Source organism: Streptomyces curacoi, from assembly GCF_001513975.1.
GTDB classification, from domain to species: domain Bacteria; phylum Actinomycetota; class Actinomycetes; order Streptomycetales; family Streptomycetaceae; genus Streptomyces; species Streptomyces curacoi.
In genome coordinates this window covers 587,961-608,765 of the sequence record NZ_KQ947985.1, presented here as the reverse complement: position 1 = coordinate 608,765, position 20,805 = coordinate 587,961, and the positions used below count along the sequence as shown (strand labels likewise).

Annotated in this window: 26 protein-coding genes; 18 read left to right on the top strand and 8 right to left on the bottom strand. The window is 72.5% G+C overall.

What is annotated here, in order from left to right; translation table 11 throughout:
• The first annotated feature begins 282 nt into the window (after positions 1–282).
• Complete coding sequence (gene nhaA / locus AQI70_RS08280) at positions 283–1,602, top strand: Na+/H+ antiporter NhaA (protein ID WP_062145983.1); 1,320 nt, start codon at positions 283–285, stop codon at positions 1,600–1,602.
• A 137-nt stretch (positions 1,603–1,739) separates the two neighbouring features.
• On the opposite strand, the gene AQI70_RS38400 is transcribed toward nhaA, so the two are convergent.
• The 3 genes from AQI70_RS38400 to AQI70_RS08265 are packed head-to-tail and all read right to left on the bottom strand — an operon-like array spanning position 1,740 to position 3,372.
• Complete coding sequence (locus AQI70_RS38400) at positions 1,740–2,126, bottom strand: hypothetical protein (protein ID WP_062145981.1); 387 nt, start codon at positions 2,124–2,126, stop codon at positions 1,740–1,742.
• Positions 2,126–2,806: an Asp23/Gls24 family envelope stress response protein gene (locus AQI70_RS08270; RefSeq protein ID WP_062145979.1), complete on the bottom strand. Its 681-nt coding sequence runs from the start codon at positions 2,804–2,806 to the stop codon at positions 2,126–2,128. The genes AQI70_RS38400 and AQI70_RS08270 overlap by 1 nt, the downstream gene beginning before the upstream one ends.
• Entirely contained in the window at positions 2,797–3,372 is a 576-nt protein-coding gene (locus tag AQI70_RS08265; RefSeq protein WP_208607312.1) for an RNA polymerase sigma factor, read from the bottom strand. The genes AQI70_RS08270 and AQI70_RS08265 overlap by 10 nt, the downstream gene beginning before the upstream one ends.
• 159 nt (positions 3,373–3,531) lie before the next feature.
• On the opposite strand from AQI70_RS08265, the gene AQI70_RS08260 reads away from it, so the two are divergent.
• The 7 genes from AQI70_RS08260 (at position 3,532) to AQI70_RS08240 (ending at position 8,418) form a co-directional block, all read left to right on the top strand.
• Complete coding sequence (locus AQI70_RS08260; RefSeq protein ID WP_062146541.1) at positions 3,532–4,020, top strand: Asp23/Gls24 family envelope stress response protein; 489 nt, start codon at positions 3,532–3,534, stop codon at positions 4,018–4,020.
• A 78-nt stretch (positions 4,021–4,098) separates the two neighbouring features.
• Positions 4,099–4,266, top strand: a complete 168-nt coding sequence (locus tag AQI70_RS39580) for a hypothetical protein (RefSeq protein WP_167358889.1) — start codon at positions 4,099–4,101, stop codon at positions 4,264–4,266.
• Positions 4,263–4,679 carry an Asp23/Gls24 family envelope stress response protein gene (locus AQI70_RS08255; RefSeq protein WP_062145977.1) on the top strand — a complete coding sequence of 139 codons (417 nt, stop codon included), beginning with the start codon at positions 4,263–4,265 and terminating at the stop codon, positions 4,677–4,679. The genes AQI70_RS39580 and AQI70_RS08255 overlap by 4 nt, the downstream gene beginning before the upstream one ends.
• A 108-nt stretch (positions 4,680–4,787) precedes the next feature.
• A complete protein-coding gene (locus tag AQI70_RS08250) occupies positions 4,788–5,429 on the top strand; it encodes a DUF6286 domain-containing protein (RefSeq protein ID WP_244181523.1) in 642 nt (213 codons plus the stop codon).
• 25 nt (positions 5,430–5,454) lie between these two features.
• Entirely contained in the window at positions 5,455–6,063 is a 609-nt protein-coding gene (locus AQI70_RS08245; protein WP_062145973.1) for a hypothetical protein, read from the top strand.
• A gap of 134 nt (positions 6,064–6,197) precedes the next feature.
• Entirely contained in the window at positions 6,198–6,353 is a 156-nt protein-coding gene (locus AQI70_RS39575; protein WP_167358888.1) for a DUF6131 family protein, read from the top strand.
• Positions 6,354–6,696: 343 nt separating this feature from the next.
• Positions 6,697–8,418 (top strand): SpoIIE family protein phosphatase, encoded by a 1,722-nt coding sequence (locus tag AQI70_RS08240; RefSeq protein WP_062145971.1) that lies wholly within the window; start codon positions 6,697–6,699, stop codon positions 8,416–8,418.
• 58 nt (positions 8,419–8,476) lie between these two features.
• Here AQI70_RS08240 and AQI70_RS08235 read toward each other — a convergent pair whose 3' ends face one another.
• On the bottom strand, positions 8,477–9,010 hold the full coding sequence (locus tag AQI70_RS08235) for a hypothetical protein (protein WP_244181522.1): 534 nt from the start codon (positions 9,008–9,010) through the stop codon (positions 8,477–8,479).
• Between the two features lie 659 nt (positions 9,011–9,669).
• Between AQI70_RS08235 and AQI70_RS08230 the strand changes: the two genes are divergently transcribed.
• The 5 genes from AQI70_RS08230 (at position 9,670) to AQI70_RS08210 (ending at position 13,156) form a co-directional block, all read left to right on the top strand.
• Positions 9,670–9,972, top strand: coding sequence for a hypothetical protein (locus tag AQI70_RS08230; protein ID WP_062145967.1), 303 nt, complete (start codon positions 9,670–9,672; stop codon positions 9,970–9,972).
• Between the two features lie 34 nt (positions 9,973–10,006).
• Positions 10,007–10,822, top strand: a complete 816-nt coding sequence (locus tag AQI70_RS39760) for a DUF5994 family protein (protein WP_208607311.1) — start codon at positions 10,007–10,009, stop codon at positions 10,820–10,822.
• Positions 10,823–11,118: 296 nt separating this feature from the next.
• Complete coding sequence (locus AQI70_RS08220) at positions 11,119–12,201, top strand: acyl-CoA desaturase (RefSeq protein WP_244181521.1); 1,083 nt, start codon at positions 11,119–11,121, stop codon at positions 12,199–12,201.
• A gap of 39 nt (positions 12,202–12,240) precedes the next feature.
• A complete protein-coding gene (locus AQI70_RS08215; protein WP_062145965.1) occupies positions 12,241–12,639 on the top strand; it encodes a DUF5994 family protein in 399 nt (132 codons plus the stop codon).
• Between the two features lie 52 nt (positions 12,640–12,691).
• Positions 12,692–13,156 (top strand): DUF5994 family protein, encoded by a 465-nt coding sequence (locus AQI70_RS08210; protein WP_062146537.1) that lies wholly within the window; start codon positions 12,692–12,694, stop codon positions 13,154–13,156.
• 305 nt (positions 13,157–13,461) lie between these two features.
• Here the strand turns inward: AQI70_RS08210 and AQI70_RS08205 are convergent, their stop codons facing one another.
• The 3 genes from AQI70_RS08205 to AQI70_RS08195 form a co-directional block, all read right to left on the bottom strand.
• On the bottom strand, positions 13,462–14,253 hold the full coding sequence (locus AQI70_RS08205) for a COG4705 family protein (protein WP_062145963.1): 792 nt from the start codon (positions 14,251–14,253) through the stop codon (positions 13,462–13,464).
• A 115-nt stretch (positions 14,254–14,368) separates the two neighbouring features.
• Positions 14,369–15,301, bottom strand: coding sequence for a M48 family metalloprotease (locus tag AQI70_RS08200; protein ID WP_062145961.1), 933 nt, complete (start codon positions 15,299–15,301; stop codon positions 14,369–14,371).
• Positions 15,298–15,669 (bottom strand): BlaI/MecI/CopY family transcriptional regulator, encoded by a 372-nt coding sequence (locus AQI70_RS08195; RefSeq protein WP_062145959.1) that lies wholly within the window; start codon positions 15,667–15,669, stop codon positions 15,298–15,300. Before AQI70_RS08195 ends, AQI70_RS08200 begins: the two co-directional genes overlap by 4 nt.
• Before the next feature lie 119 nt (positions 15,670–15,788).
• On the opposite strand from AQI70_RS08195, the gene AQI70_RS08190 reads away from it, so the two are divergent.
• The 5 genes from AQI70_RS08190 to AQI70_RS08170 are packed head-to-tail and all read left to right on the top strand — an operon-like array spanning position 15,789 to position 19,836.
• The gene (locus AQI70_RS08190) at positions 15,789–16,475 is read left to right on the top strand and encodes a DedA family protein (protein WP_425264605.1); all 687 of its coding nucleotides are present in this window, start codon (positions 15,789–15,791) and stop codon (positions 16,473–16,475) included.
• On the top strand, positions 16,472–17,077 hold the full coding sequence (locus AQI70_RS08185) for a phosphatase PAP2 family protein (RefSeq protein ID WP_062145955.1): 606 nt from the start codon (positions 16,472–16,474) through the stop codon (positions 17,075–17,077). Before AQI70_RS08190 ends, AQI70_RS08185 begins: the two co-directional genes overlap by 4 nt.
• Entirely contained in the window at positions 17,074–17,835 is a 762-nt protein-coding gene (locus AQI70_RS08180; RefSeq protein WP_062145953.1) for a phosphatase PAP2 family protein, read from the top strand. Before AQI70_RS08185 ends, AQI70_RS08180 begins: the two co-directional genes overlap by 4 nt.
• Positions 17,789–18,451 (top strand): response regulator transcription factor, encoded by a 663-nt coding sequence (locus AQI70_RS08175; protein ID WP_062145951.1) that lies wholly within the window; start codon positions 17,789–17,791, stop codon positions 18,449–18,451. The genes AQI70_RS08180 and AQI70_RS08175 overlap by 47 nt, the downstream gene beginning before the upstream one ends.
• Positions 18,448–19,836, top strand: coding sequence for a sensor histidine kinase (locus tag AQI70_RS08170; RefSeq protein ID WP_062145949.1), 1,389 nt, complete (start codon positions 18,448–18,450; stop codon positions 19,834–19,836). The genes AQI70_RS08175 and AQI70_RS08170 overlap by 4 nt, the downstream gene beginning before the upstream one ends.
• Here AQI70_RS08170 and AQI70_RS08165 read toward each other — a convergent pair.
• Entirely contained in the window at positions 19,817–20,692 is an 876-nt protein-coding gene (locus tag AQI70_RS08165; protein WP_062145947.1) for a COG4705 family protein, read from the bottom strand. The genes AQI70_RS08170 and AQI70_RS08165 overlap by 20 nt on opposite strands.
• Positions 20,693–20,805: the final 113 nt, after the last annotated feature.

The following is a 20,805-nucleotide window of genomic DNA, read 5'->3' as shown; positions in this document are numbered from 1 at the left end:
TGATCTCCGACCGGGCGGACTCCGGACTGTGTGGATCAGGCGTCGGCCAGCTCCTCCCGGGATTCGGCTCATTCGGGGATGACCCGGGTGCTGATGCGCCGACGACAGCCCCGGTGCCGCCTCGCGCAGTCCCCTGGTGGTCCCGCACCACGGGCGGCTGTGGGCGGGCTACGGTGGATGAGATGTGACGAATGAGCCATAAGGGCACGATCGCACCGGGACGTCCGGTCGGTACCGGAGGGCTCGTGCCCAGCCCGTTGCCCGCGGCCGGAGGTCCTCCCGATGCCTGCTGCCCCGCGCGAGCCTTCGGTCTTCCTCGGACTGCTGCCCTGGCCGGAACGCATACAGGTGGCCCGGGCCCTGCGAACGGAGACGGTCGGTGGCCTGGTGCTGCTGATCGCCGCCCTGGTGGCGCTCGTGTGGGCGAACACCCCGTGGCGCGGGAGCTACGAGGCGCTGCGCGACGTCCACTTCGGGGTGGCGGCGCTCGGGCTGGATCTGTCGGTGCAGCACTGGACCGCCGACGGGCTGCTCACCGTCTTCTTCCTGGTCGCGGGGATCGAGCTCAAACGCGAACTCGTGGCCGGCCGGCTGCGCACCCCGGCGACCGCGGTCCTGCCCGTGGTCGCCGCGGCGTGCGGCATGGTGGTTCCTGCGGCGATCTACCTGGCCACGGCCGCTGCCGGTGGCGGCCGTGCCGACGGCTGGGCGGTGCCCATGGCGACCGACATCGCCTTCGCACTCGCGGTCCTCGCCGTGCTCAGCACCCACATGCCGACCGCGTTGCGGGCCTTCCTGCTCACCCTGGCGGTCGTCGACGACCTGGGCGCGATCCTGGTCATCGCGTTGTTCTTCAGCAGCCGCCTGAACCCGGTAGCCCTCGGAGGGGCTGTCGGCGGGCTGGTCGTCTTCTACCTGCTGCAACGGTTCAGGGTGCGCGGATGGTGGTGGTACGTGCCCTTGGCCGTGGTCATCTGGGCGCTGATGTACAACGGCGGGGTGCACGCCACCGTGGCCGGGGTGGCGATGGGACTGATCCTTCGCTGCGCCCGCGACCAGGGTACGGGCGAGGATGTCTCGCCCGGGGAGCGCGCCGAGCACCTGCTGCGTCCGGTATCAGCCGGTGTCGCCGTCCCCCTGTTCGCCCTGTTCGCCGCCGGAGTGAGCATCTCCGTTCCCGTGCTGGGCCAGGTGTTCACCCGTCCCGAGCCGCTGGGCGTGGTGCTTGGCCTGGTCGTCGGCAAGGCCGTGGGAATCTTCGCGGGAACCTACCTCGCCGCCCGGTACACCCGGGCCCGGCTCAACCCCGACCTGGCCTGGGCCGACGTCTTCGCCCTCGCGGTTCTCGCCGGAATCGGGTTCACCGTCGCACTGCTCATCGGCGAGGTGGCCTTCACCGAACCGGCTGACACCGAGCGGATCAAGGCCGCTGTACTGGTCGGCTCACTGCTCGCCGCCGGCATGGCCGCGCTGCTGGTCAAACGGCGTAACAGCATCTACCGCAGGCTGTGGGAGGAGGAGCACCTCGACGAGGACGCCGACGGCATCCCCGACATCTACCAGCGCGGCACGGGCCCGAGCCGCGCCCGGCGCCGCCGGTGACGGCTGAGGCCCGACAGCCCGACAGCCCGCATCTGGCGCATGGCGATCCCGTAACACACCATGCACCAACCGGTTCGCCGACGCGCCGAGGGCACGCAGCAGTCGGGGCCTCGGCGTGTGGCCGTCGCGTGTGGCGCTCATGGTGAGTGGTGCGGGGCGACGATACGGGTGACCGTGACGGTGACGGTGGCTGCCGCCGGGGCGCCGTGTGCGGCGAGGTGGGAGATGACAGCGGCCCGCACCTGGTGGTGGACGGTCCGGGCGGTGTCCAACGCCCTGGGGCCTTCGGCCAGGACGCAGCGCACCTCGATGTGCCATCCCGGGCCGTCCGGCGCCCGGTCGATGCGGACGACGCGGACGCTCGCCTCGGACGGGATGCGTTCAGCTGTCGTCTCCGGCCGCGTGGGCGAGGCGGCCGCCGCGAGGCGGTGGGCGAGGCGTGGCTGCAGGCCGGCCACGCCGGGAACCGCGAGGGCCGCCTCGGCGGCGACGCGCAGGAGAGGGGTCGCGTCGGTGGCAGCCATCACGTACCACCGCCTGTGAGGTGCCCGGAGCCCGCGGGGTCGAGGGGCGGGAACGGTTCAAGCACGTCGACCACGATGATGTCGACAGCCGTCACGGCCAGCCCCAGATCTTGGCCGGCGGCGTTGAGGACCGATCGGCGTACCTGATCGACCCTCTCGGGCAGCGGGCGGTCGAGGGCGGCAGCCAGGGTCATGGTCACCCGCACGCCGGTGCCCTCACCCGCGGGCACGAGCCGGCAGGTCGCGGCCCGCGCACCGGGCACCGTGTCCGCGGCCTGCCGCAGCACTTTCGCCGCGGCGCTCTCGGCGATCCTCAGATCCAGATCCGTGTCGGCCAGTGGCAGCAGCCGTCCGAGGCGGACCTCGGCCCTGACGACGCTCATGACCCGGTCGGCGAGTGCCTGCAGGCCGGGCGGGTCCTTGGCGCGCATCGCCCGCGTGGCCACGTTCACCGTGGCCAGTCCCTCGACGGCCTCGCGGCAGTGGGGACATGACAGGGTGTGCGGATCCGCGGCCGGCGCCGCGTCCTGCGCCTGTTCCCACACCCGGCTGAGCAGGCGGCCGCACGGCAGTACCTCGTCACCTGCGAACGGGACCGCGTCGTCCACGGCTGGGGCGTTGCGAGGCCCGTCGGTTCCGGGCGGTTCGGACGGCCGCGCGTGCGGGTCGTCTAGCGCCATGGGGCCATCGCCTCCTTCAGGGACCGGCGTGCCCTGAACAGTCTGCCGCGCACGGTCTGCTCACTGGTCTGTGTCACGTGGGCGATCTCCTTGTAGGGCAGGCCCTGCAGTTCCCGCAGGATCCAGCAGACACGCTGTCCGGCGTCCAGCTCGCCGAGCGCGCGGGCCAGGGCTGCCGTGGCCGCGTTCTGCTCCGCGGCGCGGGCGGGCGAGCTCCACTCGTCGCCCGTCGCGGGTTCGGCCACGGCGTCCAAGGGGAGGGGCGGCAGCCGGCGGCGTCGCATGGTCAGGCAACGGTTGACGGTGATCCGGTACATCCAGGTGCGGAACTGCGCACCGTGGCGGTATTCCGGCAGTCGCCGCCACGCGCTGACGAAGGCGTCCTGCACAGCGTCCTCGGCGTCCTGGGCGTTGCCGAGCATGCAACGGGCCAGGGCCAGGAGGGGCCGGCTGTGCCGCTGGACGAGAACAGCGAAGGAGTCCTCGTCTCCTTCGGCCGCCCGCACGGCCAGCAGTCCGTCCGGCAGGTCGCATCCCAGAGGTGGAAAACCGGTCCGCTCGATCATGCCGCTCCTGCTCACGGCTCGGGGCGAACGAACGTGTACCCCACCCCGAGACTGTGATTCACATCACATTCATTGCATGTGAGAAGCCGACCGCCCCATATGTCCAACCTTCTGACGGGCATCACACCGGTGCCCGACCGACCGATCGAGGCGACCGCCATGACGGACAACACCACCGGCGTCGGCAAGGGCAGCCGGCCCGACGGAGACACGAGCGCGCTGAAGGGCCGTACCGGGGCCGGGGCTCCGGCGGAGACACGAGGGAAGACCACCATCGCGGACGGCGTGGTGGCCAAGATCGCGGGCATGGCCGCCCGCGAGGTACCGGGCATCCACAACCTCGGTGCGGGGATGGCCCGCGCCATCGGCGCCGTGCGGGAGCGCGTCCCGGGCGGAGGCGGCGGCGTCACGCGAGGGGTGAAGGTCGAGGTCGGGGAGCGCCAGGCCGCCGTGGACCTGGACGTCGTCGTCGAGTACGGCGTCTCCATCGTCGAGGTCGCCGGTGACGTGCGCACCAACGTGATCAGCGCCGTGGAGCGGATGACGGGCCTGGAGGTCGTCGAGGTGAACATCGCCGTCGATGACGTCCACCTCCCTGATGAGGAGGAGTCTGAAGAGTCCGAACCGGATGAGGGCCGCGTGAGGTGATCCGGCCGTGGTCAACCGCCGCGTCCCGGCGTGAGCGGGTGATCACTGGATGGCGCTCGCGAGACGGGTGAGTGAGTGATGAACACAGCGACTACGGGCCTCGCGGCCGGCATGGCCCTGGGTTTCGCCGGTTACTTCGGCGGCTTCTGGGCGTTCCTGCTCGTTCTGATCCTGGGCGCGGCGGGTTTGATCGTCGGCCTCGTCCTGCAGGGTGACCTCGAACTTCCCGCACGGAGGCAGCGGTGAGCTCCCCACCCGGCTCCGCCGGCCCCCCCGGCACCGCGCGCAGTCCATCGCCGCGGGCCGTCGACCTGCCGCCCCCGGCCGATCGGGGCGCCACCGTCATCCCCGACAAGGTGGTCTCCCGTATCGCCACCCAGGCCGCACGTGCGGCTCAGTCCCGGCGTGCCGCCCTACCGCAGGACCGGAGCGGATCGGCAGCGCCGAGCGCCTCCGCCGCCATCCGTACCGGATCGGTGCGCCTCCACCTGGCCCTGGACCTGCCGTATCCCACCGACATCCCCCACGTCTGTGAGCGGATACAGCACGACGTCGCCGAGCGGGTGGCCCAACTGACCGGCCTGCACGTAGCAGAAGTCACCCTCACCATCCGGCGACTGGTGAGCGCCACCCACGCGAAGCGGCGACGGGTCCGCTGAGCCGCCGCGCTCGGTCGCCCGACATGCCGCACACGAAGGAGAACCGGAATGACGCCCGACCCGGGCCCTCCCGGCCGCAGGTCCGCACCACCGATGAGCCCTGACACGATGTCATCGGCGAACGAGCCGGCCGAGTCCGAACCTCCCGAACGCGACGCGCCCCCACCGGACGCGGCAGCGGGCGACCGCAACGGACAGCACACGACCCACCGCCCGTGGTCGGCGCGCCGCCTTCCGGCCGCCCTGGTCGCCTCGGCGATTCTCGTGGCGGCAGGCGCGGCACTGTTCGATGTCGTCGCCGTACGGGCCGGACGCCAGGCAGCAGCCTGGCGAAAGCACCTGGCCGACGAACTGGCCACCCGACCGGTGGACGACGTGTGGATGCTCACGGGAGCCGCCGTGGCCGCTGCCGTCGGCGTCTGGCTGATCACCCTGGCACTCACCCCTGGCCTACGGCGCCTGCTGCCTCTGCGGTCCCCTCCCGGCTGCCCCCCGCCCCACCTGCGGGCATCACTGGACCGCGACGGCGCCGCCGCTCTGCTGCGCGACGCCGCCATGCGGGTCCCGGGCGTCAGCACGGCTCGCATCCGGGTGCGTCGACACCGCGTCAAAGCCCGCGCGGACATCCGCTTCCGCGACCCCGAGCAGGTCAAGGACGACCTCTTCGCCGTCCTCAACGAGGAACGCGACCGGCTCGCCCTGTCCCGTCCTCCCCGCATCGTCGTACGTGTACGGCGACGCACCGTCTGACGACACCCGGCAACGGAGCCCGACCATGACGCCGCGACCCGTGCTCAACCGCATCCTGCTGGCCCTCACCGGACTGGTAATGCTCGGCGGCGGCCTGCTGATCATGGCCGCCGGGCTCGACCTCTACCGGCGACACGACCTGGCGCCGCCCGCCGGCTGGCCCCTGACCACCCCGGACGACATCCTGCTCAGCTCCGCCGACCGGGCACGCTGGAGCAGCCAGGGCTGGTGGTGGTGGCCCGCAGTCATCGCCACGCTTGCTCTCATCACCCTGCTCGCCCTGTGGTGGCTGCTCGCCCAACTGCGCCGGCGCCACCCCGGCGCGATGCCCGTCGGCGGCACACCCCCGCAGGAAGGCGTCGAACTGCGCGACCGGGCACTCAGCGACGCCATCGCCACCGAGGCCCGCGCCCTGCCCGACGTCGAGCAGGCGGACGTCCGCATCACAGGCCGGCCTGCCCACCCGCGCACCCACATCACCCTCACCCTCACCCCTCAGGGAACACCGGACGCTGTCCTCAACGCACTCTGCGAGGGTCCGCTGCTCGCCGCCCACCAGTCCACCGGCTCCCCGCGCATGCCCACCGAGGCACGGCTGCGCGTCGCTCGCCACAAACCCCACCGCGCGCAATAGAGCGGGGCAAGCGCTTGCCGCCGGACTTGCCCCTGGGCACAGGGCTCGGGAGGCCGACCATCACGGTCCCCCCCTTCCCTCCGGGCCCCTCGCAGTTCACAGTGGAACCGGAACTACTCCACAGGGGAGGCGTCATGATCATCCTGGGCGTCATACTGCTCGTCGTCGGCTTCGTCGCCGGCATATCCATCCTGTGGACCATCGGGATCGTCCTCGTAGCCCTCGGAGTGATCCTGTGGGTCCTCGGCGCGCTGGGACACGCCGTCGCCGGACGACGCCACTACTGGTGACCGGCCAAGAACCGCGTCTCCGAGGGCTTGCAAGGCAGGGGTGAGGGCCCCCGCCCGCGGGAACGCGTGGCCTTCCTGACAGGGCCGGGCGCCGCCGCGCCCGGCCCCGCGCTGGCGCGGGTGCCGTCCGGACCGGCACCGTCCACGCCGGAGCAGGTCGTACGCCGAAGGCGCCCGTACGCCGCCGACCGGCTCGGCGACGACCACTACCCGTACGCGTCGTACACCACGGGCCGGAGGCAAGGTCGCGGAGTTGATCGAGCCAAGTCGGGGAACCATCGATCGACCGGTGTGTCGGTCTGCCGATGCGCCCGCGGAGGGTTTCCATGACTGGAGGGGCGGCGTGGTGGAGGGTGTGGGAGATGAGGGGCGGTGGTGGTCGGCGGCCGAGCCGGGTTTCTGGCGGCGGGTCGTCGGGCAGTTGGGCACGGCCCTGATCGTGGTGGACCCCGCCGGACGGATTCTCGCGGTCAACCCGGCCGCCGAGCGGCTGCTGGGCCGCGCCGCCGCGGCGATGCGCGGGGAGGACGCACACGACCTGCTGCACCGGGATGCGGACGGCGGCAGGATCCCCCGGGAGCAGTGCCCGCTGCTGCGGGCCGTGGCCGAGAGGGCCGAGGCGCGGGGGGAGGGCGACATCTGTCTGCGCGGTGACGGTCGCCTGATCGCGGTCTCCTGGTCCGCTTCTCCCCTGACGGACGACGGCGCCTTCATGGGCATGGCCGTGCTGTTCACCGACGCCGCCGGCGACCGCAGCGCGCGTCGGGAGCGTGCGGCCTACACCCGTGCTCTGGAGGACCTCACCGAGCGGCTGACGCTGGTCGCGGAGATCACCGACGTGCTCGGTCAGACGCTGGAGACCGATGAGGCCCTCGCCCGGCTGGGCCGCCTGCTGGTTCCCCGCCTCGCCGACTGGGCGGCGGTGGACCTCCGGGTCGGTTCCGGACAGGTCCACCGTGTGGCGGTGACGGGTCCCGAAGGCCGGGACGCCGCACAGGAGGACTGGCACGAGCGCCTTCCCGAGGCCGGGGAGGAGGCCCGCTCCCCTCTGGTCCAAGTGCTGAACGGCGGTGATCCCGTCCTGCAGCGCGAGGCGGACATGGCCGCACCGACCGCATCTGCCCTGGCCGCCGTCCACAGCGGCTTCCTGCGGGCCGCCGGCGCGACGTCCGCCGTCACGGTGCCGCTGGGCTCCCGGCGGCAGACCACCGGCGCCCTGACGCTGGTGCGCACGGACCCGGCCCACCCCTTCGACGCCGACGACCTGAAAGTGGTGAGCGACATCGGCCGCCGGGTCGGCCTGGTCATCGACAACGCCCGCCGCTTCGGCCGCCAGCGCGCCGTCGCCGAGGCCATGCAGCGCAACCTGCTCGCCCCACTGCCCCAGCCCGGCCGCCTCCGGCTGGCCGCCCGCTACCAGCCCGCCCCGGCCGGCTCCCAGGTCGGTGGCGACTGGTACGACGCGTTCGAGCGGAAGGACGGCACGCTCGCGCTGGTCATCGGCGACGTGGTGGGCCACGACCTGACCGCGGCGGCCGGCATGGCGCAACTGCACGGCATCCTGCGCTCACTGGCCTGGGACCACAGCGGCCCGCCCGGCGCCGTCGTCGACCGCCTCGACGACGCCATGCCCGCCATCACCACCGTCCCCATGGCCACCCTCGTCCTCGCCCTGCTCGAAGGCAGCCCGCACACCGGCCCGTGGACGCTGCGGTGGACCAGCGCGGGGCATCCGCCGCCCCTCCTGCTGACCCAGGACGGACAGGCGCGGTACCTCGAAGCCGGGCAGGGACTCCTCCTCGGCGCCCCTCCGGGCACTGGCGGCGGCAGCCGGCCGAACGCCACGGAGCCCCTGCCGCCGGGTTCCACCCTGCTGCTCTACACCGACGGCCTGATCGAGATCCCCGGCAGCGACCTCGACACCGGCCTCGCCCGTCTGCGCCGCCACGCCCTCGCTCTCGCCCACGAACCGCTGGACACGCTGTGCGACCAACTGCTCGCCCGCATGCCGCCCGGCAGCACCGACGACGTAGCCCTCCTCACCCTGCGCCTGCCGTCGCCGTGAGAGCCGTGACCGCCGTGACCGCCGTGACGCGGGACGTGGTGCTCAGGTGCTCAGGTGCTCAGGTCTCGAGGACCAGGACGCGGAACGGGCCGAGCGGGGCCGTCCGAGGTGTGTCGCCTTCGATGTACCGCCACCCCCAGGACCGCAGCGCCTCGACGGTCCTGTGATCGGAGCGGTTCACCAGCGTGACGGCGACGGCGGCACCGTGGTCGGTGAGCAGCCGTTTCTGCAGGCGCCGGGCGAGGTTCCAGGCACGGTCCTGGTTCTGCCTGCGTACGCGGGACGGAACGTGGATCCCGGAGATCACGAAGAGGCGTCCGGAGGCGGCGAGACGGAGCAGCCTCCCCGGCAGGTATCCGTCGAAGCCCTCCCACCAAGGGCCGTCGCCGCGTACGGGGAAACCGTAGGCGCATCCGGTCAGCGCGGTGGTCTCCGCGATCAGCAACTCGAATCCCGGTCGCCGTACGTCGGCCGCCAGCCGCCGCAGGAAGGCGCCGCGGGCTTGGTTCCACGCCCAGGGGCCGCCGCCGGACGTCTCCGCGTACAGATCGCCCAGTTCCTGCAGATGGTCCTCTATCTGACGCCGGGTCAACGGACGGACACGTTGCCCCTCTCGGGGCGAGGAGCCTCGTTCCGGCCTGGACGGGCTGGGATTCCGCGTACCGCGCCGGTCCGGGCCGGCGGATCGCCCGAGGAACTCTGTGGTAGTCGGCGGAACCGGCACGTTCACGGTCATCAGGCGAGCCCTGCCCCGGGCACGGGCGGATCCGGCCCGGCATCGTCGGTCGCCGAGAGCGGCACCGGTGTCGGAACCGGTGCGCGACATGCCCTCGGTGTCTTCAACCGTACTCCCGGGGCCGCGCCGCCCTTGTGGACCGAAGGTGGCCGAGAACGCCGAGGCGGGTACGGCGGGTTCCGTCCGCTCCCCATCGGAGGGGGGCGCGCGGGAGTACGGTGGACGTACCGAGGGCATGTCGCACACCGGCTCCCGCGCCGGTCTCGTCCTCGGCGAGACACTTCGCCGGAACCCGGGCAGGGCAGCGGTTTCCGGAGACAGGTCAGCACGATGACCTCGGCCTTCGATACGTTCCCCGCCGCCGACGCGTGGCCAGAGCCCGACCCGCGCAGGGCCGTACTTCTGCTCTTCACCACCGGCACCACTGCACCACCGGCACCACGCGTCCGTGGGACGGCGGGCCCGCTTCTCCCCAGCGCTTCTCGCGTTCGACCGACCGTCAGGCCGTGACCGCCATGAACACCGCCCTCACCATCGCCGCGTTCCTCGTGCTCATCGCCATCGGAGCGTACGTGATCCACCGGCTCAACTCGGCGCACGCCGAAAGGATCGCCTCGCGTTCCTACAGCCGCTTCCTTCCCGGCCGCCCAGCCGCCGCCGACCGCGCCGCCGGCAACACCGCGCCGCCCCCACCGCCGCCCGCCCCGGCCGCCGAGCACGAACGTCGCGATCATCGCGACGGCGGCCGGGGACGCTTCCGACCGCGCCGCCACCGGGACCGGACCACGCACAACAAGCCGAAGGCCGCAGGGCGTTGAGGCCAGGATGCCCCACAGGACAGAGGTCACATCCATGCACGCGTCGCCCCGCCGCAGCCGCAGCACCGGCACCACACACGGCACCGGCACCGGCACCGGCACCACACACGGCACAGACGAACCCAGGCACGACGCGCCCACACCGACGAGCCGGGCCGACCCCGGCCCACCGCCGCACCGGCAGTCGTACGACAGCCGCCCCAGGACAGGAACCGCGACCATGACCCCGCCCACCGGCACAGGCCCACCGCCCAAGGCCGGCGACCGCGCCCCGGCCCGCCCGGAACGCACCTCACCGCGCCCTGCCCGGCTCGCCCTGCGCCCGCCGACCTTCCCGCCCGGTCCCGTATGCGGCGCCTGGTGGCCCCGTACCGACGACCTGATGACCGAACTGCCCGCGCTCACCGAGGCGTTCGACACGACGCGAGGACGCGTGTCGCGCATGGCGTCCCACCGCGACACCTGGCCGGCGGCGCCCTGCGACCTGCCCGTGACCGGGCACACGGTGAAGGCCGCGTGGTTCGCGTCCGGTTTCGACCCGCACATGATCCGACTCTTCTCGTACGGCGTCGGACGCTGGGACCTGCTCGTCGTCCCGCCCCGGACCGAGACCGCCACGGCCGCGCGGCTCATGGCCGCAGCGGCCGACCCCGCGCTCCACCTCACCGCGAGCGAACTCCTGGCGGCCGAGCGACGCCTCCACGCCGAGGACGAGGCCGTACGCGAGCGGGGGCAGATGGAGCAGTGGGAAGACGAGGGCGGAGCACCGAGGCGCCACTCGGCCCCGCTCTCCCCTCCCGCAACTGTTACGGTCCGTGACCCCCTTTTCGCTTCCCGCCAAGTACGCTGAAGGGACCGAGGGCACGACGTACACCGGTGACGGACCGGCTCTCACTCCCGGCGCACCACGACACCGGGCGGTTCATCGCCCGGACAGGTTCCGCATCCTGGCAGCCTTTGCCGCCCGCCCTCGACGCGGATGTCGTGGCACCGCGGATCCGCAGGCGACCGGCACGCAGCAAGCAGCCGGAACACCGCCCCATCCCCAGCGGCGCAGGAGAGCGTGGCCTCACCTGCGGCCGCCCATCCACGTCACCACAGCAGCCGAGCACCGGCCGCGCCTTCCTCGGCCCCTCGTCTCGGCCAGTGGGAGGAATCCCCTTCACCGAGGCCGAGGAGCCCCGTCATGCCGTTCGATTCTTCCGCGACCGTTCCCTCACCGGCGGCGGTCCCGCCGGATCCCGCCCGCCTCAGGGGTACGACGGAACGACGCCCTTCCCGTCCGACGTCCCGGCGCCCGCCCGCGGCGGCGCCGAGCGCGTGTACGTGGCGGTGACGGCGGCGATCGTCGTCCTGCCGTTCCTGGCGCTCGGCGCGGCCGGCTGGTGGCTGTGGGGCAGCCTCATCCGGCCCGCCGACATCGTCCTCGCACTCGTCCTCTACACGGTCACGGGCCTCGGCGTCACCGTCGGCTTCCACCGCGGCCTGACCCACGGCGGCTACCGGGCGGTCCGGCCGGTGCGCATCGCGCTGGCGGTGGCCGGTTCGATGAGCTTCCAGGGCGACGTGATCAGCTGGGTCGCCACGCACCGCCGCCACCACGCCTTCACGGACCGGCCCGGCGACCCGCACTCCCCGTACCGCTACGGCACCCATCTGCGCGGCCAGTTGCGCGGACTGCTGGACGCCCACGTCGGCTGGCTGTTCCGCAACGACCCCACGCCCGCCGACCTCCCCCACGCTCGGCTTCGCTCGCGCGGGGGGACCCCCATCGCCCCCGACCTGCTGGCCGACCGCGACATACGCGCTGTCGCCCGCGCCTTCCCGGCCCTGTGCGTCCTCACGCTCGCACTGCCGTTCGCGATCGGCTGGGCGATCGGCGGCACCTGGGTCCACGCGCTGACCGCCGCGCTGTGGGCGGGGCTCGTCCGCATCGCCCTGCTCCACCACGTGACGTGGAGCGTCAACTCCCTGTGCCACGTGCTGGGCAAGCGACCCTTCCGTACCCGCCGTCACGACCGGGCCACCAACCTGTGGCCGCTGGCCCTGCTCTCCTTCGGAGAGAGCTGGCACAACCTCCACCACGCCGACCCCACCAGCGCCCGGCACGGCGTCGACCGGGGCCAGATCGACCCGTCGGCCGCCGTCATCCGCCTCCTCGAACGCCTCGGCTGGGTGCACGACGTGCGCTGGCCCACGTCGGACCGGCTCGCCGACCGCCGGGCCTGACGCGAACCAACCGCTCCACAACCCGTCGAAGGAAACACCATGATCACCACAGCGCCACCCTCACCGCCCACCCGCCCTCTCCTCCGCCTGCGCCTCGCGCCCCACAGCGCGCTGCCACGTCGCCTCGACGGTGTGTGGTGGCCACGCTCCTACGACCTCCTGGCGGAGCTTCCGCAGCTGCTCGCCGCACTGCCGCGCGCCTGGGGACACATCGCCGGCGTCACGGTGAACGGAGCGGCCTGGTCCGCGGCACCTGGCCGGATGCTCGTCGCCAACCAGGTCGTACGACTGCGGAAAACGGTCGCAGTGCACGCCCCGGACACCGTCGTCCTGCTCGCCCCCGGCCACGGCCGCTGGGACCTGCTGGTCGTGCCGCCCGGCACCACCGAGGAGGCGGCCGAGCCGATCATTACCGCCGCGCTCAGCGACCGCGCCTGACGGCAGGAGTAGCGTGGACGCGAGGAGGGCTTCGAACAGGCAGGTGAGCACGATGCCCGATCCCGATTCCCCGCCTCCGGCAGGATTTCTGGCGGACGGTGTGCACGAATCCATACGTCCCGGAACGGCACTGCTGCGGCTCACCACCACTCACGAACGCGGGGGCATCCTCGACGGTGCGTGGTGGCCCCGTTCCAGGAGTCTCACCGCCGAACTGCCCGGCCTGATCAGCGCGCTGACCGAGCGCCTCGGGCCGATCACACGGATCGGCCTGGACTCCGCGGCCTGGGACGAAATGCCGACGCGGATGACCATCGACGATCGTGTGGTGCACATCGACGTCTTCTCCGTGGGCGACGACACCGCGCTCGTGACCCGAGGGGACCAGGACTACTTCTCCCTGCTCGTGGTCCCACCGGACACGCCCCCCGAGGCGGCGCGAGCCGCGATGACCGAAGCGGTCCGTACCGGCAACCCCAAGCAGGCCCAGCAGATCCTGATCGACACCGGCCTTTGACACCAGCTCAGATGCAGCGACATCAGGCGGAGCCCACCCCCACGACCGGGGTCGACGACATGGACGCGCCCAGACCACGGGTACCCGCCCACAGCTTCTACTGGACGATTCTCCGGATGCGCATGAGCGAAGGCACACGCGGTCGGCTCGTGCGTTGTCGGCGCGCGACCGGAGAGGAACGGTTCCCCGCGGCCGAAACACGTCTGCCGGATGTCGTGCCCTTGGCGCATGGGGATTCAAACCGCGTAGGCGCAGGTCAGACACCATGCAGTGCTGGTAGATCAGCGCGGCCGGGTCACACCCGCTCAGGCTGCGACGGCACTGCGCCTGTCGCGCTGCGATGTGGCCAGGTAGGCGACGAGGCCCAGGATGGCCGCCGTCCACGCCAGGGTGACCGGCTCCAGGCCCAGCGCCAGGCCGCCGCGGGAGGTGCCGACCGCCATCCAGTCGGCGAGGGAGGCACCGAGGGGGCGGGTGACGATGTACGCGGACCAGAAAGCGACCACCGCGTTCAGGCCGGCCCAGCGGTGGGCCAGGGCCGGCACACAGATCGCGGCCGCGAAGAGGATGACGGAACCCAGGTAGCCGAGGCCGGCGGTGGCGGTGAGGTCTCCCGCGGCCGTTCCCAGGGCGAACGTTGCCAGAACAGCCGCCCAGTAGAAGCCCTCACGGCGGCGGGTGTGGATGCCGTGGATGGACAGCGTCCGTTCGGTCGCGTACCAGAGGACGAAGACGGCGGCCAGCGTGGCGAGGAAGACGGGAGTCGACACCGCGTAGGGGACGCCGAGACCGACGTGCAGGACGTCGGCCGCCATCGTGCCGAACACGCTGACCATGACGACGGCGGTCCAGTACACCCAGGCGATGTGGCGGCGGACGGTGAACTGGACGGCCAGGGAGGCCACCAGGGCAAGTCCGCCCAGAGCGACCGCCGGTACCGGGCCGAGCATGCGGGCCAGGAGGTCGGATGCCGTCTCCCCCATACCGGTCGTCAGGATCTTGATGATCCAGAAGGAGGCGGTCGCTTCGGGCACCTTGTTCGCCATCGGGCGGAGGGGAACGCGGCGCCGGTCATCGAGGAGGGGCTGAGTCGTCATGGCTCGCACGATGGCATGGTCAACTGGTCTTGCCCCAGATGCCTTTGCCATTGTTTGGGGGCTTCTGGCGTATAAGTTGCCATTAACTACCGGAAGTTCTGAATGCGATGGCCGGTCACGGTCGTACCTCGCCCTGAGCGATCTCCACCTCGTGATGGAACACGATCATCCCGGTGGCCGCGGCGCAGGCGGAGACGGCCGTGCAGGCGGCGAGGAGCAGGGCGATCCAGGAGGCCGTGCGGGGACGTTGCACGGGAGGCGAGAGGAGGGCCGCGACCCGCTGGGGGACGGGGCCGGTGGTCGCGGCGGAGGCGAAGCCGGGGCGGGTGGAGGGCGAGGCGTGGGAGGCGATGGCGGCGCGGGCGATGGCACGGGCGGTGAGCTGCCGGTCGCCCACGGCGGTGGCGGCGGCTTCGTCGGCCGCCCGTTCCGCGGCGAGCCGGACGGCGTCGCGGACGCGCCGCAGTCCGGGGTGACAGTGGGCCGCCAGCTCGGCGGCGAGCAGGAAGCGGTAGTGGCCGCCCGCGTTGTGGGCGCGCTCGTGAGCGAAGAGGGCCTCGCGCTCGGCGGGGCCCAGGCTGCGGAGCATTCCGGTGGTGACGACGATGCGATGCGGCCGGCCTGGCAGGGCGTAGGCGTCCGGGTGGGGTGAGTCGACGACGCACAGGTCGCCCGCGGTGGCGCTGCGGTCGGCCTGCCTCCGGGCGGTACGGAAGGCACGCATCTGGGTCAGGGCCGAACGCAGCAGCGTCCACGCACTGACGGTGAGGACACCGGTGGCCGCGGCGGCCGCGGGCAGGGCGAGGGTGTCCGGCGGCGTGTGCAAGGGGTGGACGAGCTCGCCGAGCGCGGCGAGCAGAGGCAGCTTGAGCAGGCCGGTCAGGACCAGCGCGCCGAGCGCGGAGACGGACGCGCCGGCCAGCGCGACCGCGGTGAAGGTCAGCGTCCACAGCGCGGTGACGGGGGCGAGGCGGTCGAGCGTGCGCCCGGCGAGCGGCCTTACCGCGAAGGGCAGGAGCAGCGGGGCGACCAGCAGCAGGACGGTCATTGCTCACCCGATTCCAGCAGCTCCCGCAGGATCCGCTCGTCGTCGGAGCTGAGCTTGGCGACGAAGCGGGCCAGGACCGTCTCGCGGTCGGCGTCCCGCTCCAGTTCGCTGTGCATGCGGCGGGCCGTGAGGCCGGGGGCGTCCTCGACGGGGAAGTACGCGTAGCCGCGGCCCTGCCGCTCGCGGCCGACAACGCCCTTGTCGTGCAGGCGGGTCAGGATCGTCGTGACGGTGGTGCGGGCCAGGTCCACGGCGAGGTCGGCCTGCACCTGCCCCGGTGTGCGGGGCGCGCCGGCGGCCCACAGGGCGGCCATGACACTGGCCTCGAGCTCGCCCGCCGGTCGGCGTTCGTCCTTCGCGTCGGTCATGGGAACGATCCTCACCCCGCCGTCGTCTACAGTGCAGTAGACCGTCTACAGGATTGTAGTCAGTAGGGTGCCGTGTCGTGTCACGTGCTCCCGTCCGTCCAGTATGAGAGGGCTCGCGTATGACAGGACTGGCAGGGCTCGCGACCATGGCCGCGCCCGCGACTTCGCAGTTGGCGGTGAATCCTCTCAGCGCCCAGTCCCTGCTCTCCGCCTTCGGCGTGCTGGGTGTCGGCGTGGTGCTGTTCGCCGAGACAGGGCTGTTGATCGGCTTCTTCCTGCCCGGCGACTCCCTCCTCTTCACAGCCGGGCTGCTGTGCACCGGGACAGCGCCCGGCGGCCTGCGCCTGTCCCTGACGCCGCTGCTGCTCGTCGCCGCCGCGGGCGCACTGGCCGGCTCCCAGTGCGGCTACGTGATCGGGCGCAAGGCGGGTGGAGCACTGCTCGGCCGCAGCGACTCGCCCCGCCTGCACCAGGGAGCCCGGCGCGCGGAGGAGTTGCTGGAGCGGTACGGGCACGCGAAGGCGATCGTGCTGGCCCGCTTCGTCCCGGTGGTGCGCACGGTACTCAATCCCCTGGCGGGCGCCCTGGGGGTGCCCGTACGAACGTTCACCGTGTGGCAGGTGGCCGGCGGACTCGTCTGGAGCACGGGCCTGGCCCTCGCCGGCTATGCCCTCGGCTCCTCCATACCGAACGTGGACCACTACCTGCTCCCGATGGTCGCGCTGATCGTCGCCCTGTCACTGGTCCCCCTCGCCGCCGAGCTCTCCCGCTCCCGCCGGGCGAGGGCGAAGGAGGCACGCGGATGATGCTCGCCTTCGACGGAGCCGTCATCGACGGCTCCGCCTACACCGACGTGGTGGACCTCGCCCACCGCTCCCCGGCCTGGCTGGACAGCATCGTGTCGGTCTGGTCGACGTACGGGCTCGCGGTGTTCGCCGTCCTCATGACCGTGGGCTGGTGGCGGGCGCGGCACGTGGGCGCCGGTGCGGCGCTGATCGCGCTGGCCGCGCCGGTGACGGTCGTGGTGGCGTACGCGGTGAACGACGCGCTGAAGCTGGTGGTGCGCGAGGACCGTCCCTGTCAGAGCCTGCGGGTGGTGACGCTGGAAGCGTGCCCCGCGCCGGGTGACTGGTCGTTCCCCAGTAATCACGCGGCCATCGCCGCCGCGGCCGCCGTCGCACTCCTCTTCGTCTCCCGCCGGCTCGGTACGGTCGCGGTGGTGGCCGCCTGCGCGATGGCCGCCTCCCGGGTCTGGGTCGGCGCGCACTACCCCCATGACGTCGTGGCCGGTGGCCTCGTCGGGGCTCTCGTCGCGTTCCTGCTGACGGCCGTGGTGCGCCGTCACCCCGACGCGCTGGCGCGACGGCTGACCGCGACGCGGCTGCGTCCGCTGCTGGTGGCACCGTGATCCGCAAGGACGTCGCCGACCTGGCCGGCTGCACAGGGCTGGGCGCCCTGACGGCGTTCGGGCTCCTGGCCCTTGTCGTGGTCGGCGGCGACGGCGCCGTCCCGTTCACGGACGAGGACCTCCACTCCTGGCCTCTGGCACACCGTCCGGCCGTGGCGGTGGCGCTGGCCCGTGGGCTCACCGCCACCGGCACGGGTGTGGTGCCGTACGTCCTCGCCGTGCTGGCGGGTCTCGTGGCCGCACGTGCCGTATGCGGCCGTCTGCTCGCCGTCGCCCTCTGCGTCGCATGCCTCGGGACCGGGCAGGCGGCCCGGTACGGGGTGATGCGGCTGACAGCCCGGCCCCGTCCGCCCCGGGCCGAGTGGGCGACGCACGCCTCGGGGTGGTCGTTCCCCTCCGGCCACGCGACCACCGCCACCCTCACCGCCGGGCTGCTCGTCGTCGCGGTGCTCGCGCGCGGCCCGCGTGGCAAAGCCCTGCTGGCGCTCGCCGCCTGCTGCTGGGGCGCGCTGGTCGGGCTGACCCGCGTCTACCTCGGGGTGCACTGGTTCACCGACGTCCTCGGCGGCTGGCTGTTCGGCATCGGCTGGCTGGGACTGTGCCTGGCCGCCGTCGCCAGGTGGGCGCCCGAGCAGGTCATCGCCGGTACCGGAGACACGACGGCGAACGGAACAACAGACACGACAGACACGACGGAGGAGGTGGCGGAGCATGCGCCCCAGGATCCTGGTCGTCGAGGACGATCACGCCCTGCGTGACGTCCTGCTGCGCGGACTGCGCGACGAGGACTTCGACACCGTGCCCGCGCCGGACGGGGCGACCGCCCTGCGCCTGGCCACCGCCGATCTCGCCGCGGCCGTACTCGATGTCGGCCTGCCCGACGCGGACGGCCGGGACGTCTGCCAGGCGATGAGGGCGAACGGTTTTCTGGCCCCGGTCGTCTTCCTGACCGCCCATCACCGGATCACCGACCGGCTCAGCGGGTTCTCCGCCGGCGGCGACGACTACCTGCCCAAACCCTTCCACCTCGCCGAGCTCGCCGCCCGGCTGCGGGCCGCCGTCAAACGCGCCGGCCCTCGCCCGGCCGCCGCGACCGGTGACCTGGTCCTCGACGCCGTCCGGCACAGACTCACCGTCCGCGGCGCCGAAGTGGACCTGACGCCGACGGAGTTCCGCCTGCTGGCCGCGCTCATGGCCGCGTCCGGCGACCTCGTGCGCCGGCGCGAGCTGGTCAGAGCGGGCTGGCCCGAGGGCGCGCACGTCAGCGACAACACCCTCGACCAGTACCTGACCCGGCTGCGCCGCAAGCTGCGCGACAGCGGCAGCGAGCTGACCGTCACCACCGCCCGCGGAATCGGCCACCGCCTGTCATGACCGGACTCCTCTCCCGGCTCTCCCGGCCGGCCTCCCCGCTGCTCGCCCGTCTGGCGCCCCGCACACTGCGCGGCCGACTCTCCCTGGTGGCCCTCACCACCGCCGCGTTCCTGATGGTGATCCTCACCGTTGTGTTCAACACCGTGGTCGGCCGGCACCTCCAGCAGCAGGCGGACGACGAACTGCGCACGCGGGCCGCGGCCGTCGCCACCACCATCGACACCAGCAGTACAGGAGTGCGAGTCCGGGAGACCTCGAACGACGAACTCCTCGACACGAACGTGTGGATCTACGCGGGCACCCGTCTGCTCGAACGGCCACCCTCCGCCCCGCCCACCAGCCCCGTCACCCGCGCCGCCACCCGGCTCGCCGCACGGGGCGGGCAGCACTGCACCACCCTTGAGCGCCCAGGTGACCCCGTCCGACTGTGTGCGCAGGCCATAGGCGGCGCCGCAGCCGTCGTCACCGCCCTGAACCTGTCCCCCTACCGCAGCTCGGCCGAGACCCTGCTCCTCGCGTCCCTCGCCCTCGACGCCGTCGTGCTCGCCTGCACCTACGTGCTGACGCGCCTGGCGGTCGGCCGAGCGCTGCGTCCCGTCCGCACGATGACCGACCAGGCCGGCCAATGGAGCGCCGTCGCCTCCACCGCACGCTTCGGCGCCGCCGAACAGCCCACCGAACTCGCCCGCCTCGGCGTGTCGCTGGATGCCCTCCTGGACCGCATCCGGGCGGTACTGCGCCACGAACAGCAGCTCACCGCAGAGCTGTCCCACGAACTGCGCACCCCGCTCAGCCGGATCATCGCCGAACTCGACTGGTGGCAGGCCCGACCGCGCTCGGACGCCGACACCCGGACCACCCACGCGGCCATCACCGACGCCGCCCAGACCATGCGCACGATCTGCGACACCCTGCTGGACGACGCCCGGGGCAGCGCCTCCACCGCACCCGGAACCGCCGACGTCCTGTCCGTGCTGCGCCCGCTCACCGAACGTCTTGGGATCCCCGGACACGTGAAGGTCGTCGTCGACGTCACGCACCCGGATCTGAAAGCCGGCGTCCCGTCCGCGCTCCTCGAACGCATCGTCAGTCCTCTCCTCGACAACGCCCTGCGGTACGCGCGCTCACACGTCACCGTGGTGGCGAGCCGGCAGCCGGACGGCGTACTCGTCGACGTCACCGACGACGGCCCCGGCGTACCGCCGTCGTTCGCCGGGCAGCTGTTCCAGCCGGGGCGGCGTGCCGATCCCGCCGACGGGCACGGCGGGGCGGGCCTGGGACTGCCGCTCGCACGACGCCTGGCCCGCTCCGCCGGCGGTGAGGTGACCCACGCCTCCGGCCACACACCCGGGGCGGGGTTCGTGATCAGCCTGCCCGCTGGATGACCGGCCCCCGCTCGGAGGCGTCCCCGGCGGCGGGCTCTGTGACGTCCTTCCGCGTCACCGTCAGGAACACGACGAGGCCGAGGACGACGGCGAGGAACAGCACGCTGGTGACCACCGTGCCCAGGCCGAGGCCGCCGTCCGCGGTCGGCTGCGACAGGTAGTCGCCCACCGAGGCACCGAGCGGCCGGGTGAGGACGTACGCGATCCAGAAGCTCCACACGGCATCGAAGCCGAGCGCGAAGTGCACCACGGCGACCGCGGCGATCGCGAGGGCGAACAGGAGCGCCGACACCCAGTAGCCGAGGGACATGCGCTCGGCGACCAGGTCACCGGCCGCCGTGCCCAGCGCGAAGGTGAACAGCACCGCGAGCCAGTAGAACGACTCGCGGCCGAGGCTGTCGATGCTGTGGATGGACAAGGTCCGCTCGCGGCGGTACCAGACGACGAACACGACAGCGAGGAGGAGCGCGAACACCGTGCTGCTCAACTCCAGCGGCACCCCCAGGTTGTCGGTGAGGTTGTCGCTGATCAGGGTGCCGACGACGCTGATCAGGGCCACGGCCAGCCAGTACACACCGGGTCGGTAGGCGGTCGTACGGAACTGCCAGACGAGCGCCGCCGCGAGCAGCACGCTCATCAGCAGCGACACACCGGTCAGGCCCAGGCCCAGCTTCTCGTTCAGCATGTCGGCCGCCGTCTCGCCGACCGTCGTGCACAGCACCTTGATCACCCAGAAGTACACGGTGACTTCGGGCACCTTGTTCCAGCGCAGACGGTGGCCGGCCGGGGCCGTCGCGGGGGCGGGGGCGGCGGGGGCGGCGGGGGTTCGTGGAGTCTCGGATGTCTCGTATGCCATGGGTCCCGACCGTGCCACCGGCTGCCTGAACGCATCCTGACCGGCACGTCCGTACACCGAGGGGTGGTCACAGGTCCCCTTCATGGAAGCTTCCTACGCCGAGCGTTCCCCTG

What these genes read in the sequence shown, in the direction of transcription:
- AQI70_RS08170 (WP_062145949.1), top strand. Translation starts at nt 18,448, where the DNA reads ATGACCGGACTCCTCTCCCGGCTCTCCCGGCCGGCCTCCCCGCTGCTC.
- AQI70_RS39575 (WP_167358888.1), top strand. Translation starts at nt 6,198, where the DNA reads ATGATCATCCTGGGCGTCATACTGCTCGTCGTCGGCTTCGTCGCCGGC.
- AQI70_RS08230 (WP_062145967.1), top strand. Translation starts at nt 9,670, where the DNA reads ATGAACACCGCCCTCACCATCGCCGCGTTCCTCGTGCTCATCGCCATC.
- AQI70_RS39760 (WP_208607311.1), top strand. Translation starts at nt 10,007, where the DNA reads ATGCACGCGTCGCCCCGCCGCAGCCGCAGCACCGGCACCACACACGGC.
- AQI70_RS08190 (WP_425264605.1), top strand. Translation starts at nt 15,789, where the DNA reads ATGACAGGACTGGCAGGGCTCGCGACCATGGCCGCGCCCGCGACTTCG.
- AQI70_RS08175 (WP_062145951.1), top strand. Translation starts at nt 17,789, where the DNA reads ATGCGCCCCAGGATCCTGGTCGTCGAGGACGATCACGCCCTGCGTGAC.
- AQI70_RS08265 (WP_208607312.1), bottom strand. Translation starts at nt 3,372, where the DNA reads ATGATCGAGCGGACCGGTTTTCCACCTCTGGGATGCGACCTGCCGGAC.
- AQI70_RS08215 (WP_062145965.1), top strand. Translation starts at nt 12,241, where the DNA reads ATGATCACCACAGCGCCACCCTCACCGCCCACCCGCCCTCTCCTCCGC.
- AQI70_RS08195 (WP_062145959.1), bottom strand. Translation starts at nt 15,669, where the DNA reads ATGACCGACGCGAAGGACGAACGCCGACCGGCGGGCGAGCTCGAGGCC.
- AQI70_RS08185 (WP_062145955.1), top strand. Translation starts at nt 16,472, where the DNA reads ATGATGCTCGCCTTCGACGGAGCCGTCATCGACGGCTCCGCCTACACC.
- AQI70_RS08210 (WP_062146537.1), top strand. Translation starts at nt 12,692, where the DNA reads ATGCCCGATCCCGATTCCCCGCCTCCGGCAGGATTTCTGGCGGACGGT.
- AQI70_RS08260 (WP_062146541.1), top strand. Translation starts at nt 3,532, where the DNA reads ATGACGGACAACACCACCGGCGTCGGCAAGGGCAGCCGGCCCGACGGA.
- AQI70_RS08245 (WP_062145973.1), top strand. Translation starts at nt 5,455, where the DNA reads ATGACGCCGCGACCCGTGCTCAACCGCATCCTGCTGGCCCTCACCGGA.
- AQI70_RS08205 (WP_062145963.1), bottom strand. Translation starts at nt 14,253, where the DNA reads ATGACGACTCAGCCCCTCCTCGATGACCGGCGCCGCGTTCCCCTCCGC.
- AQI70_RS08165 (WP_062145947.1), bottom strand. Translation starts at nt 20,692, where the DNA reads ATGGCATACGAGACATCCGAGACTCCACGAACCCCCGCCGCCCCCGCC.
- AQI70_RS38400 (WP_062145981.1), bottom strand. Translation starts at nt 2,126, where the DNA reads ATGGCTGCCACCGACGCGACCCCTCTCCTGCGCGTCGCCGCCGAGGCG.
- AQI70_RS39580 (WP_167358889.1), top strand. Translation starts at nt 4,099, where the DNA reads ATGAACACAGCGACTACGGGCCTCGCGGCCGGCATGGCCCTGGGTTTC.
- nhaA (WP_062145983.1), top strand. Translation starts at nt 283, where the DNA reads ATGCCTGCTGCCCCGCGCGAGCCTTCGGTCTTCCTCGGACTGCTGCCC.
- AQI70_RS08200 (WP_062145961.1), bottom strand. Translation starts at nt 15,301, where the DNA reads ATGACCGTCCTGCTGCTGGTCGCCCCGCTGCTCCTGCCCTTCGCGGTA.
- AQI70_RS08250 (WP_244181523.1), top strand. Translation starts at nt 4,788, where the DNA reads ATGTCATCGGCGAACGAGCCGGCCGAGTCCGAACCTCCCGAACGCGAC.
- AQI70_RS08270 (WP_062145979.1), bottom strand. Translation starts at nt 2,806, where the DNA reads ATGGCGCTAGACGACCCGCACGCGCGGCCGTCCGAACCGCCCGGAACC.